General features: G+C 40.8%; 11 protein-coding genes and 2 pseudogenes. 3 read left to right on the top strand and 10 right to left on the bottom strand.

Annotated elements, in window-relative coordinates; translation table 11 throughout:
• Nucleotides 1-110 precede the first annotated feature (110 nt).
• Nucleotides 111-1,145 (bottom strand): annotated as a pseudogene (gene mutY / locus NCY30_RS11195) (A/G-specific adenine glycosylase); the annotation flags it as partial.
• Between the two features lie 556 nt (nucleotides 1,146-1,701).
• Between mutY and NCY30_RS11190 the strand changes: the two are divergent.
• Nucleotides 1,702-2,112 (top strand): annotated as a pseudogene (locus tag NCY30_RS11190) (D-proline reductase (dithiol) proprotein PrdA); the annotation flags it as partial.
• A 96-nt stretch (nucleotides 2,113-2,208) separates the two neighbouring features.
• On the opposite strand, the gene malQ reads toward NCY30_RS11190, so the two are convergent.
• A complete protein-coding gene (malQ, locus tag NCY30_RS11185; protein WP_173784804.1) occupies nucleotides 2,209-3,747 on the bottom strand; it encodes a 4-alpha-glucanotransferase in 1,539 nt (512 codons plus the stop codon).
• Between the two features lie 85 nt (nucleotides 3,748-3,832).
• Nucleotides 3,833-4,054 (bottom strand): PTS glucose transporter subunit IIA, encoded by a 222-nt coding sequence (locus NCY30_RS11180; RefSeq protein WP_173784805.1) that lies wholly within the window; start codon nucleotides 4,052-4,054, stop codon nucleotides 3,833-3,835.
• A gap of 326 nt (nucleotides 4,055-4,380) precedes the next feature.
• On the opposite strand from NCY30_RS11180, the gene NCY30_RS11175 reads away from it, so the two are divergent.
• Nucleotides 4,381-5,400 carry a LacI family DNA-binding transcriptional regulator gene (locus tag NCY30_RS11175; RefSeq protein ID WP_055194565.1) on the top strand — a complete coding sequence of 340 codons (1,020 nt, stop codon included), beginning with the start codon at nucleotides 4,381-4,383 and terminating at the stop codon, nucleotides 5,398-5,400.
• Between the two features lie 117 nt (nucleotides 5,401-5,517).
• Here NCY30_RS11175 and NCY30_RS11170 read toward each other — a convergent pair whose 3' ends face one another.
• The 6 genes from NCY30_RS11170 to NCY30_RS11145 all read right to left on the bottom strand — a co-directional run bounded on the left by NCY30_RS11170 (nucleotide 5,518) and on the right by NCY30_RS11145 (nucleotide 10,130).
• Nucleotides 5,518-6,264 carry an amino acid ABC transporter ATP-binding protein gene (locus NCY30_RS11170; protein WP_022415185.1) on the bottom strand — a complete coding sequence of 249 codons (747 nt, stop codon included), beginning with the start codon at nucleotides 6,262-6,264 and terminating at the stop codon, nucleotides 5,518-5,520.
• A complete protein-coding gene (locus tag NCY30_RS11165) occupies nucleotides 6,254-6,943 on the bottom strand; it encodes an amino acid ABC transporter permease (protein WP_006427420.1) in 690 nt (229 codons plus the stop codon). Before NCY30_RS11165 ends, NCY30_RS11170 begins: the two co-directional genes overlap by 11 nt.
• 22 nt (nucleotides 6,944-6,965) lie before the next feature.
• A complete protein-coding gene (locus NCY30_RS11160) occupies nucleotides 6,966-7,751 on the bottom strand; it encodes a transporter substrate-binding domain-containing protein (protein WP_055194567.1) in 786 nt (261 codons plus the stop codon).
• A gap of 134 nt (nucleotides 7,752-7,885) precedes the next feature.
• Entirely contained in the window at nucleotides 7,886-8,713 is an 828-nt protein-coding gene (locus NCY30_RS11155) for an undecaprenyl-diphosphate phosphatase (protein ID WP_006427418.1), read from the bottom strand.
• A 15-nt stretch (nucleotides 8,714-8,728) separates the two neighbouring features.
• On the bottom strand, nucleotides 8,729-9,559 hold the full coding sequence (locus tag NCY30_RS11150) for a Cof-type HAD-IIB family hydrolase (RefSeq protein ID WP_195369200.1): 831 nt from the start codon (nucleotides 9,557-9,559) through the stop codon (nucleotides 8,729-8,731).
• Nucleotides 9,549-10,130 (bottom strand): hypothetical protein, encoded by a 582-nt coding sequence (locus NCY30_RS11145; RefSeq protein WP_250818748.1) that lies wholly within the window; start codon nucleotides 10,128-10,130, stop codon nucleotides 9,549-9,551. The genes NCY30_RS11150 and NCY30_RS11145 overlap by 11 nt, the downstream gene beginning before the upstream one ends.
• Before the next feature lie 198 nt (nucleotides 10,131-10,328).
• Between NCY30_RS11145 and NCY30_RS11140 the strand changes: the two genes are divergently transcribed.
• Nucleotides 10,329-11,492, top strand: coding sequence for a cell wall hydrolase (locus NCY30_RS11140; RefSeq protein WP_055181622.1), 1,164 nt, complete (start codon nucleotides 10,329-10,331; stop codon nucleotides 11,490-11,492).
• A 130-nt stretch (nucleotides 11,493-11,622) separates the two neighbouring features.
• Here the strand turns inward: NCY30_RS11140 and NCY30_RS11135 are convergent, their stop codons facing one another.
• On the bottom strand, nucleotides 11,623-12,378 hold the full coding sequence (locus tag NCY30_RS11135; protein WP_006427414.1) for a phosphotransferase family protein: 756 nt from the start codon (nucleotides 12,376-12,378) through the stop codon (nucleotides 11,623-11,625).
• Nucleotides 12,379-12,439: the final 61 nt, after the last annotated feature.

The following is a 12,439-nucleotide window of genomic DNA, read 5'->3' as shown; positions in this document are numbered from 1 at the left end:
TGGCTTTTTTATTTTCTCTCTGATCTACAAAACCTAGCACTGGCAGTTTCTTTCGAACACATGACGATATAAATTAAGGAGGTGTACATCCAAAACATACACCTCCTTATCTATTTACTCCGAATTCCTGCATACTCCGTATACTTCTCAAATGCCGACGGTATCGAATATTCTTTTTTTATCTGCTCCGGATGAATGAACAGAAAACCTTCCTCATTCGTCTTCTCCAGTTCATCTACGGTCACTTCATAACCTGTCATATGCCATTCAATATGACTGAAGATATGTTTCGCCTCCGGAAGTTCCTGTATGCGGACCGGCATCAGACCAATCTTCTTGCTGTATTCCGTAACTTCAGCCATTGAAAATTTTCCTTCCAGATTCGGGAATTCATATAATCCGGCCAGCAATCCTTTTGCCGGACGTTTTCGGATTGCAATCTGTTTACCGTCTTTGAAGATCAGTACAGTTCTTTCTTCGATCTTTCTGGCCTTTGCTTTCTTCTTTACCGGTATCTCCGCTGTCAGATTCTCTGCATGTGCAATACAATACTCTTTTACCGGACATTGTTCACATTTCGGTCCCCCGTTCGGAACACACACAATTGCCCCCAGTTCAATCAGTCCTTGGTTAAAATCGCTGGCGGCATCTGTAGGTATCACCTGTTCCAGTGCACTTTCTATCTTTTTGCGGACGCTTTGTTTCATGATATCTTCATAGCTACCCGTAATTCTGGAAATCACCCTGAGCACATTGCCATCCACTGCCGGTTTCGGGATTCCATAGGCAAATGCACTGATTGCCCCCGCCGTGTAATTGCCAATTCCCTTCAATTGCAATATTTCTTCATAAGTATCCGGAAACCTTCCCGCATGATCAACCATGATCTGCTGTGCCGCTTTCTGCATATTTCGTACACGATTATAATATCCTAATCCTTCCCACAGTTTCAGCAGTTTATCTTCTTCTGCTTCTGCAAGATCTTTCACTGTCGGAAGTGCTTTTAAGAACCGGTCATAATATCCTTTTACTGCTTCTACCCGTGTCTGCTGCAGCATGATCTCGGATATCCATACCCTGTATGCATCCGGATTATGGCGCCACGGCAGATCCCGTTTATTCTCCCGATACCAGTTCACCAACGGCTTTACAATATTTCTAAGCTCTGCCTCTGAGGACATCTTCGGTTCCTGCAGTTCTCTGTCTTTTTTTGATTTTGCTTCTTCGACTTTCACTTCTGTTTTTTTCACTACTTTATGTTCCATCTGTTTCTCCATTGTCCATTTGGGAAACAAGTGCCTTTGCTGTTGTTTCCTCACTTATTTTATTTTCGAACATATGGTTTATTATAACTTATCTCTCTATACAACGTCAAAGCCCTTTTCCTGGAAATGTCGTCTTGGGGAAGACACTTTCAGGAAAAGGGCTCTTAGAAGGGAATGTGGCTGATCCTTGCCACTAACAATATTATCGTTTGAATTTATTATATCCCCGTTTTCTTTAAATTACCAATTGGTTATTCTCATGTACTTATAGGCATTTTCTATATGTCATATTCTATTGAATCTTTTCATTTTTTCTATTATTATAGGTATTTTCTATTTCATTTTGTCCTTATAGAAAAAACCAATTGGAAAATTCATTTAGAAAAGCCTATACTATTCATAGAAAATAAATATGAATATTTAGGAGGTATTCGATATGTCAATTACAGCGGAAACAGCGAAAGCTCATGCTAACGATCCTGCCGTATTATGTTGTAGAGCAGAAGGCGGAATTACAATTGAACCAGCAAACTTAGAGGATCCGTCAATCTTCGATGAATTAGTAGATTCAGGTCTTTTAAATCTTGATGGATGTCTGAAGATCGGACAGGTTCTGGGAGCAAAATTAACAAAGACTAGTGATTCTCTCTGTCCACTGACAGCAGACAATGTAGACGGATTCAAGACTGATGATGAATTAGCAGCAGAAGAGGCTCCTGCCAAAGAGGAAGCTCCTGCTGAGGCTGCACCTGCTGCAAGCGTTCAGGGTGCTGTTACTACAATTAAGCATGGTAAAGTAGTCATCTCTATCAAAGAAGGAAAAGATATTTATCTGGAACTTCCTATCTAGTTTGAAGAGAACATACAAAATTTTCTTATAAGGACAAAATGGCAGATATCCCCCAAATGATATCTGCCATTTTTATTCTTAATACTACATATTCTATTTTTCTGCTTCTGCTGCCTCTTCAACATCTTCCGTCCAGTTCATTCTTCCATAACGCAATGTCACCGCATGGATCTCTTTCTGTAATTTCACAGATAACTGGTTCTTGCGGATTCTCCACTTCCAGTTTGTTCCGACAGTTGACGGTGTATTCATACGGCACTTGTTATCAAGGCCCAGATAATCTTGCATCGGGATCACGCACCATTTTGCTGCGCTTCTCATGATCAGACTGATCAGAGGCTTATTCAGTTCCGCCTCCGGTGTATAGGTATCACAGAGATATTCGCGGGTCAGCTTCTGCTCATCCTTACTGATGCTTCCCCACCAACCGGCAAGTGTCTCATTGTCGTGAGTTCCTGTGTAAGCAACACTGTTCACCGGATAATTGTGCGGTAGATAGTCGTTCGCAGATCCGGAATCTCTCGAATCAAATGCAAATTCCAGCACCTTCATGCCTGGGAATCCGCTGTTTCTTACCAGATCACGTACGCTGTCCGTAACATATCCAAGGTCTTCTGCGATAACCGGTTTTTCACCCAGTGCTTCTCGTACTTTCCAGAACAGATCCATGCCAGGCCCCTTTTCCCAGTGTCCGTCTACTGCCGTCTCTGCCCCGTATGGAATAGAGAAATACTCATCGAATCCACGGAAATGATCGATTCTTACCACATCATACAGGCGGAATACATAAGCCAGACGAGATATCCACCACTGATAGCCGGTTTCCTTATGATATCCCCAGCGGTACAGTGGATTTCCCCATAACTGTCCGGTTGCAGAGAATCCGTCCGGCGGGCATCCGGCTACGGCAACCGGTACATTTTCCTCATCCAGCTGGAATAATTCCGGATGTGCCCAGGTATCTGCGCTGTCCATTGCCACATAGATTGGGATATCGCCGATGATCTGAATTCCTTTTTTATTGGCATATGCTTTCAACTGCATCCACTGTTCATAGAACTTGAATTGCATATACTGCTGGAATTCAATATCAAAATACAACTCTTCACGGTAATAATCCATGGCAGGTCCCCAGCGCAGCTTGATATCATCTGCCCACAACTTCCATTCCACACCGTCAAATCTGTCTTTAACTGCCATAAATAATGCATAATCTGACAGCCACCAGCTGTTCTCTTCTACGAACTTCTGATATTCTGCATTCTCATGTACCTTACTTCTTTCGTAAGCTTTTCGAAGAAGCGGGTAACGCCCTTCGTAAATCTTTTTATAATCAATACTCCCTTTTGCTTTTCCCCAGTCTACGGCCTCACATTCCGCCTTTGTCAGAACACCTTCTTCCACCAGTGCCTCCAGACTGATGAAATATGGGTTTCCCGCGAATGTAGAAAATGACTGATACGGGGAATCCCCGTAACTTGTAGGACCAAGCGGCAGGATCTGCCAGTAACTCTGACCTGCTTTCTTCAGCCAGTCTACAAATTCATATGCACTTTTTGAGAAACAGCCGATTCCATATTCAGATGGAAGGCTGCTGATCGGCATGAGTATGCCTGCTGCTCTTTCGCTCATCTTTCTTTCCCTCTTCTTTTTTCTATTTATTTTGATTTCCTTTTTGCTTTATATTTTTGCAGATGTCTTATTATAAAATGATCCATTATACCGTTATCATAACTCCATAATGATCCGATACAACCGGTGCATTCTTTCCGTTACAGATAACATTTGATGAGCGGACATCTGCCGGAATAATTGTCACTCCGTCTCCTAATACCTTATCTGAAAACACCGGATCCGGTACTTCACTTAAAGGCACTGCCTTTCCGGTTAACGGCGCAAGAATTACTTCTGGAACCTTTTTACTCTCATTCTCGTTCACAACGAAAACCTCCTCATGTTTTTCTCATCTGCACTTCTTTTGCATTTGTTTTGTGCAACCGTTTGCATTAATTATATGCAGTTTTTGCATTGTTTTCAATTAGTATTTTACTTTTTGCTCTGATTTCTACTTTTTGTACAATTTTGCATTATTGTTTTTGTGCACTTTCCCTATGTTTTCTCATGCGTGCGTTTGCGCAATATTTCATGCAAATGCATTGCAATGTTGTTTTCTTTGCTGTAAAATAAAAATATATGAAAAATCTATGATATCGGAACGTATAAAACAAGAATATCAGAACTACAAAACAAACGGAGGTTATCTTTATGGCAGTAACGATCAAGGACGTGGCTGCGCTGGCAGGAGTCTCTCCTTCCACCGTGTCCAGAACCTGTAAAAATAATCCATCCATCAGCGAAGAAACGAAAGAACGTGTCAGAAAGGCTATGGCGGAACTGGGGTATGAGCCGAATTTCCAGGCAAGCAATCTTGCCTCTCAGAATTCGCGTACCATTGGCATCATTCTCCCCGCTTCCGCAAAAGAAGTCTATGAGAACTCCTTCTATCTGGAAGCAATCCAGGGAATCAGCCATTATTGTAATGGCAGACAGTATATGACAACAATTGTAACCGGGCAGGATGAAGCAGAGATCCTTGACGCCGTTCGCTCTATGTCCAGAAGTGGTAAAGTAGACGGTTTCATCATACTGTATTCCAAGAAAGATGATCCCGTCATCGATTACCTTTTTAACGAAGGTCTTTTATATATTCTGATTGGAAAAGCAACACAGTATACCAACCAGACTATCTATATTGATAATGATAACCTGCTTGCCGGAAGAGAAGCGGCTGAATATCTTTATCAGCTTGGACACCGCCGGATTGCCTACCTTGGTTCCGACAGCTCCCTGATGTTCTCTGCCGATCGCAAAGCCGGTTACCAGCTTGCGCTTGCAAGCCACCAACTCCCGGTTCGTCCGGAATATTGCGTGGAAGTAAAGAATGTATCAGAGAATAACGAAGAAGCCATACGCGGGCTCCTTATGCAGAAAGACCGCCCGACAGCAATCCTGGTCAGCGACGATATCCTCGCCGTCTCTTTAGAAAGAGTCTGTCTGGAAAACCATCTTGCAATCCCGGAAGATCTGTCGATCATCTCCTTCAATAACTCTTTGTTCGCAAGACTGACCTCACCACAGTTAACATCAATCGACATCGGAGCAGGCCAACTCGGAAGTGAAGCCGCTTCCCAGATCATCAACCACATAGAAAATCCAAATCTCCTTGCAACCAAGATCATTGTTCCTCACCACCTGATCGAACGGGACAGCTGTTGTAAAATATAACCTGTAAGAGATTTTGCTATAACATCATAAAACACAAAAAGGAAATATATAATGTTATAAGGTTTTCTGCATAGCAAACGAAAACATTTACATTATATATTTCCTTTTCATTTTTCATTATAAAATCTTAGATAAAAATTCCTTAAGACGAGGATCTTTTGGATTCTCAAAAAATTCCTCCGGTTTTGCCTGTTCTTTTATCTGTCCCGCATCTATAAAGATAACTCTGGAACCAACTTCCTTGGCAAATCCCATCTCGTGTGTTACCACAACCATCGTCATGCCTTCTCTTGCAAGCTGTTTCATCAGCTCCAGAACTTCTCCTACCATCTCCGGATCGAGTGCCGATGTCGGCTCGTCAAACAGGATCACATCCGGATCCATTGCCAGCGAACGGACAATTGCAATTCTCTGCTTCTGACCGCCGGATAACTGCGATGGATACGAATCTGCCTTTTCGGCAAGTCCTACTCGTTCCAGAAGTTCCATTGCTCTTTTATCTGCCTCTTCCTTACTCTTTCCAAGAAGCTTGATCGGAGCAAGTGTGATATTTTCCTTGATCGTCTTATGTGGGAATAAATTAAAGTGCTGGAACACCATTCCCATCTTCTGACGGTGCTTGTTAATATCCACATGTTTGTCTGTAATATCCACACCTTCAAAATAGATATGTCCCTGATCCGGAACCTCAAGAAGATTCAGAGAACGCAGGAATGTTGACTTACCGGAACCGGATGGTCCTACAATAACGACCACTTCTCCTCTGTGAATCTCCTCGTCAATCCCATTCAGCGCATGGAAATCCCCGTATATTTTATGCAGACCTTCTACTTTGATCAGTACATCATCTTTCTTAGTGGTCACTGTTTCTCAACCTCCTCTCCAGTAAGCTGACAAGCTTGGTAAATATCATTACCATTGCCAGATAGATCAGTGCAACGGCGATCAACGGCATAAATGCATCATATGTACGGCTTCGAATGATATCCCCGCCTTTAGTCAGGTCCTGTAATGCGATATAACCGGATACAGAAGTTTCCTTTAACAGAGAGATAAATTCATTACAAAGTGTCGGGAGTACATTCTTAAATGCCTGTGGCATAACAATATACATCATCGTCTGTGCATAATTAAATCCAAGGCTTCGCCCTGCTTCAAACTGTCCGTTATCGATAGACATAATACCAGAACGGAATATCTCGGCAACATATGCACCCGAGTTAATACCAAATGCTACGATCGCAACGACAACCTTACTGATATCAACACTTCCAAATATAATAAAGTAAATGATCATCAGCTGTACAACTACTGGTGTTCCACGGATCACCGTCAGATAAACTTTACAGATTGCATTCAGAATCTTCAATTTGCCGGTCTTATCATGTGTTGTACGGACAATTGCAATCAAAAATCCAAGTACTACACCAATCAATACTGCAAATACAGTAACCAGCAAAGTAATCTTCAGACCATCTGTAATATATCTCCAGCGGTTATCATCTATAAAATTCGAAATAAAACTACTTTTCAATTCCTGCATATTCTCATCCTACTCTTCTGGATTATTTCTTAACGATGATCATCTGTTTTCCTGTGTAATAGGAATCAGAAAAATCTACCTGTTTCTCTCTTTCCTTTGTAACAGTCATACCAGCCGCACCAAAATCTGCTTTTCCGCTGTCAACTGCTGCAATAATTGAGTCAAATTCCATATCATTTACAGTAAGTTCCATACCGAGCTTATCTGCGATTGCCTGTGCAAAGTCTACATCAACACCAACAATCTTGTTATCTTCATAATATTCATATGGCTCAAATGCTGCATTTGTTGCCATCACAAGTTTACCATTAGAATGATCGACATCTGCCGGAGACTCATATCCTTTTTCTTCTGTTCCGTCGATATAATATCCAACGATCTTGTCAAATGTTCCGTCTTCTTTCAGTTCCTTGATTGCTGCGTTGAATTTGTCTTCCAGCTCTGTATTGCCCTTTTTAAAGCACATTGCATAATCTTCTTCTACATAAGGTGTCTCAAGAATCTTCAGTCCGTCATTTGCATCTACAAATGCTTTTGCAGGCTCGTTATCAATAACAACTGCATCGATCTTTCCTTTTACCAGTGCCTGTACTGCATCTGCACCTTTATTAAAACGCTCTACATGATCATCACCGAAATCATCAGAACAGTAGATATCGCCTGTTGTACCTGTCTGAACACCAATCTTTGCATCCTTAAGATCATCTGCACTTTCAATTTTCTTTTCTTCTTTTTTAGATCCGCATGCTGCCATAGAACATACACATGCACCAATCAGCATTACACTGATAAGTTTCTTTAATTTCATAATCTTTTCCTCCATTCTTTTGACAAACTGTATAAAAATACATATATACTTAATATATTATCATGTTTTAATCAAAAAACAAGTGGATAATTCCACATATTCGCAAAACATCCACCCATTTTCTTTATACATTTCTATGCAATTACAGTCTGAATAATAGTCCATACAATGATCAGACCGCCCAAAACGATACGATAATATCCAAATACTTTAAAATCATGCTGTTTGATATATCCCATAAGGAACTTGATCGCAATAACCGATAATCCAAAAGACACGATACATCCAAGCATCAGAAGACCAAATTCTGCGCCTGTAAAATGGAAACCGAATTTGATCAGTTTCAAAAGACTGGCACCAAACATTGCCGGAATTGCCAGGAAAAATGTAAATTCTGCAGCCACTTCTCTTGATACTCCGATCAGCAGTGCTCCGACAATCGTAGCTCCTGATCTTGATGTTCCCGGTATCAGCGCAAGCATCTGGAAGAAACCGATCCATAATAACATCTGTACACTTAACTGGGAGATCCTTGTCACAGAAGGTTTTTTGCCTGCATTATGATTTTCTACAACGATAAATAAGATACCATATACGATCAGCATCACTGCTACCGGAATCGGTTTATAGAAGATCTCATCCAGAATATCATTGAACAGAACTCCTACGATTCCTGCAGGTACCGATGCGATCAGTACCTTGATCCACATCTGCCAGGTCAGCATCTTCTGCTTGTGGCTCTTTCTTGGTGAAAACGGGTTCAACTTATGAAAATACAGTACTACAACTGCCATGATCGCACCTAACTGAATAACCACATCAAACATCTCCATAAATGCATCACTCATACTTGGTTTCAGCACATTTCCAACCAGAATCAGATGTCCGGTACTGCTGACAGGAAGCCACTCTGTGATTCCCTCTACAATTCCTAAAATTATAACCTTGATAATATCTAACATGTTGCGCTCCTTTCCTTAATCCAGCATATATTTTTCTATAAATTTCGCAACGCCCTCTTCGTCATTGGATAATGTCACATAATCTGCTGCTTCTTTTACGGAAGGAATGGCATTTTCCATTGCCACACCCGTTCCTACTTCTTTCAGCATCTTCAGATCATTGTTGCCATCTCCGAACGCCATGATTTCTTCTCTTGGAATTCCAAGAAGCTTTCCAAGTTCGATCATTGCTTTTCCCTTGTTCACTCCTGCTGCATTAATCTCCAGATTCATCGGAAGCGCTCCCGTGATCTCAATTCCCGGAACATCTTCGATCTCTTTTCTGGCCGCATCACGATCTTCCACAGAAGTAAATAACGCCTGGATCTTATCTACAGGAAGTTTCGTCTCATCAAATTTGACTCTCACATCATCCACTGCCACACGTGTAGACATAATATAATTCGCCATTGCCGGAACACTCAGATATTTACCAATATGTTCCAGTGCTTCCCGCGAGGCATAGCCTACGCCATCAAAATAAATCTCCCGAAATGTATCATAATGTTCGAATACGTCCAGCATTACTTCTGCAATATCATGTGGAAGCAGTTCCTCTACAATTGCTTCATTCTTCTCAAGATCTATAACTCTTCCGCCGTTCGCAGTAACCGCATAACGTATGCCCGGGAATTCCAGCAGTTCCTTTGGCACTCCCGTAATAGGTCTTCCCGTCGCCGGCATCACAATAATTCCCTGTTCAATCGCTCTTTTCAACACATCTTTCGTATATTGTGTCAACTCTTTGTCAGATTTTAAAAGTGTTCCATCCAGATCCATTCCAATCATTCTGGTTTTAATTTTCATATGTAATTAATTCCTTTCCTTCTCTTAAAAACATAAGAAGTTTCTTACTGATCTTATTCTCTCCCTGTTCATATGCCTTTTCTCCGTGATCGATCATTTTTTCAATGATATCTTTATTTCCGGCCGGAGCAAACAACACTGTATCTTTTCTCGGAATCATGATGATCAGATCATCCTTCAACTTGTCTGCGCAGACCTGCCAGATATGCTTAAAGCACACGGAACTTGCCTCATGATGTCCGTCTGCTACGATCCCATATCCCCCATACCAGGTATTCGCAATTACAAATTCTACATCTCTGTTCAGATTTTCACAAGCTTTATGATACAGTTTTATGATATCACATTCAGGTGGAAGCATGTTATCCTTTAAGATCTCATATATATCTTCCCCTCTTTTAATTGCAAACACTACGTTCAGATCCCCAAGGAACCCAATTACAGGTGCATCTTCTTCCGAAAAATGCTTTCCATTCAAAGCCTGGGAATCCGTAAGCTCTGCTTTTATCCACGGATAGATCTGCTCACTGATATTTTCCAACCTATAATTTTCTTCTTCGTATTTTTTCATATTATATATATTCCTCTCTTATTCAGACATTCTACCTATTTATTTTATACATAATTCTTTCCTCTGTAAACCTTTTCCGAATTAGTTTACATAAAGTTTAATATATCTTTAACCTGCCAAAAGAAACCTAAAATTTGCTTTATAATGAATTTTGTTGTATAATAGATAAGCATTCGCGAAAAGGGAAAGGATATGTTTATGATAAGTATGAAAAAGAAACGAGCATTACGATCGGCTTTGGCAATTACCATCTGCACCGTAACAATTGCTTCTGTTAGTACTCCGGTATATTCAGCACCTTCGACAGATGAATTGGAAAATACCACCTCTGATCTCAAAGGTGAGTTAAACGATTTAAACAGCCAGTTATCTTCTTTAAGTAAAGAGCTGGACACTGCTTCCAGTCAGGTAGAGGATCTGGCTGCCAAAGTAGAAAAATCAAAACTGGATCTAGCTTCTGCCCAGCTTGATGAGGAAGCTCAGTATGATTCCATGAAAGATCGTATCAAATTCATGTATGAAGGCGGCGGAGCATCTCTGGTTCAGATTCTGCTCACTTCCGAAAATATGGGAGATTTTCTGAATAAAGCTGAATATGTTGCAACTATCAGTAAGTATGACCGCTCTATGCTGGAAGAATTACAGCAGGTTCGTGCTAATGTAGAAAAGAAACAGAAAGATCTGGAAGAACAGCAAAGCAAACTTTCCGGACTTCAGGAAACATTGACAAGCAAACGTGATGAACTGAATTCAAAGATTTCATCCACTTCCGGAGAACTGGCAAATTATCAGGCACAGTTGGATCGTGCCAAAGCTGCCGAGGAAGCATTAAAGCTTGCACAGAATGATAAAATATCTGGCTCTGTAAAATCAGAAGCCTCAAAACCAAGTAACTCAACCAATACTACGAATAACGCGAATAAAACAAATTCAACAACAAACGGTTCGACTAATCAAAATAAAAATAACACCACTAATAATACCGGCAACCATACTACCAACACAGGCAACAACACCAATGTATCTACAACGGATGTCGCATTATTAGCGGCAATCCTTCAATGTGAAGCAGGTAGTTATGATGGAATGCTTGCTGTTGCAACTGTTATCATGAACCGCGTAGCAAGCCCGGCTTATCCGAATACTCTGCGTGCTGTTATATACCAGTCAGGACAATTCGCTCCAACCTGGAACGGTTCATTGAATAAAGTACTGAGTAAAGGTGCTTCATCCACCGCTTATTCTGTAGCTCGGGCTGCACTTGGTGGTGCAAGACATTCTGCAGTTATCAATTGTCTGCAGTTCAGATCCGCGTCAACCGGTGTATCCGGAATCAACATTGGTGGAAATGTATTTTTCTAATTTTATTTAGTAGCTGACATTGTCTCCTGCATACTATGGTATAAAAAATAAGCCTCATTTTGAGGCTTATTTTTTATACCATAGTACACGGTAGAAATTAGCGGCAACACCTTTCCTGTATTAATATCATCTATTCATACTCCATAACATCGATCCATTTCATCAAGAAGTCTTTTTCCAGACGGATATCTTTCCCAAGCTCTGCAGCAGCTACGATTGGCAGCCATTGTTCTACATACTGTCTTGCTGTGTCACTCTTCTTGCAGAATAACTTAAGATAAAGATCTGCACTTTCCTGATCATGTAATGCAAATAACAGATATGTCATTGCAGCATCTGCACTTGCATTTCCCTGTGAAGCATGTGCCCAGTCGATCACTGTCATCTTTCCGTTCTTTTCAACAATCACATTACTCGGGTTAAAATCACCGTGACACAATTTCGTATGCTTCGGCATTCCTTCCAATCTGGTCAAAAGCTCATAACGTTCTGTTGCATCCAAATCTTTCAGACTTCTTATCTCATCTGCCAGTTTGTCTTTTAATTTCGGTAATGTTGTGGCCGTTTTGCTCTGTACTTTAAGCTGAAGATCTACAAAATCTGACATGTATTTTTCAAGATTGGCACGGTCAACTTTCATCATCTCTTCCAAAGTTTTTCCTTCTCTGTTCTCAATGAGCAGTGCCCATTCTCCATTAATCTGAGTTACCTCTTTTAATTTTGGAATATCCAATCCTGTTTCTTCAACTTTCACTGTATTCAATGCTTCATTAAATACCGCTGACTTCGGATGATCTGTTGCAAATATTTTAACAATACCTTCCTCTGTCTTATAAACTGATTTATAAGGTCTCTCTACGATTAAATTTTTCTTCTCAAGCTTCATACAGATTCCTCCTTTTTATTGAATCTTTGGCCCCTTCCTTCTTGTTATCTGTATTATATAC

It is taken from the genome of Dorea sp. MB18-49 (assembly GCF_023669465.1).
GTDB lineage: Bacteria > Bacillota > Clostridia > Lachnospirales > Lachnospiraceae > Dorea_A > Dorea_A longicatena.
This window is presented reverse-complemented; position numbering and strand designations above follow the sequence as displayed.

Excerpts from the sequence above, each read along its gene's own strand:
- NCY30_RS11150 (WP_195369200.1), bottom strand. The coding sequence starts at position 9,559 with ATGAAAATTAAAACCAGAATGATTGGAATGGATCTGGATGGAACACTT.
- NCY30_RS11175 (WP_055194565.1), top strand. The coding sequence starts at position 4,381 with ATGGCAGTAACGATCAAGGACGTGGCTGCGCTGGCAGGAGTCTCTCCT.
- NCY30_RS11160 (WP_055194567.1), bottom strand. The coding sequence starts at position 7,751 with ATGAAATTAAAGAAACTTATCAGTGTAATGCTGATTGGTGCATGTGTA.
- NCY30_RS11140 (WP_055181622.1), top strand. The coding sequence starts at position 10,329 with ATGATAAGTATGAAAAAGAAACGAGCATTACGATCGGCTTTGGCAATT.
- NCY30_RS11165 (WP_006427420.1), bottom strand. The coding sequence starts at position 6,943 with ATGCAGGAATTGAAAAGTAGTTTTATTTCGAATTTTATAGATGATAAC.
- NCY30_RS11145 (WP_250818748.1), bottom strand. The coding sequence starts at position 10,130 with ATGAAAAAATACGAAGAAGAAAATTATAGGTTGGAAAATATCAGTGAG.
- malQ (WP_173784804.1), bottom strand. The coding sequence starts at position 3,747 with ATGAGCGAAAGAGCAGCAGGCATACTCATGCCGATCAGCAGCCTTCCA.
- NCY30_RS11135 (WP_006427414.1), bottom strand. The coding sequence starts at position 12,378 with ATGAAGCTTGAGAAGAAAAATTTAATCGTAGAGAGACCTTATAAATCA.
- NCY30_RS11155 (WP_006427418.1), bottom strand. The coding sequence starts at position 8,713 with ATGTTAGATATTATCAAGGTTATAATTTTAGGAATTGTAGAGGGAATC.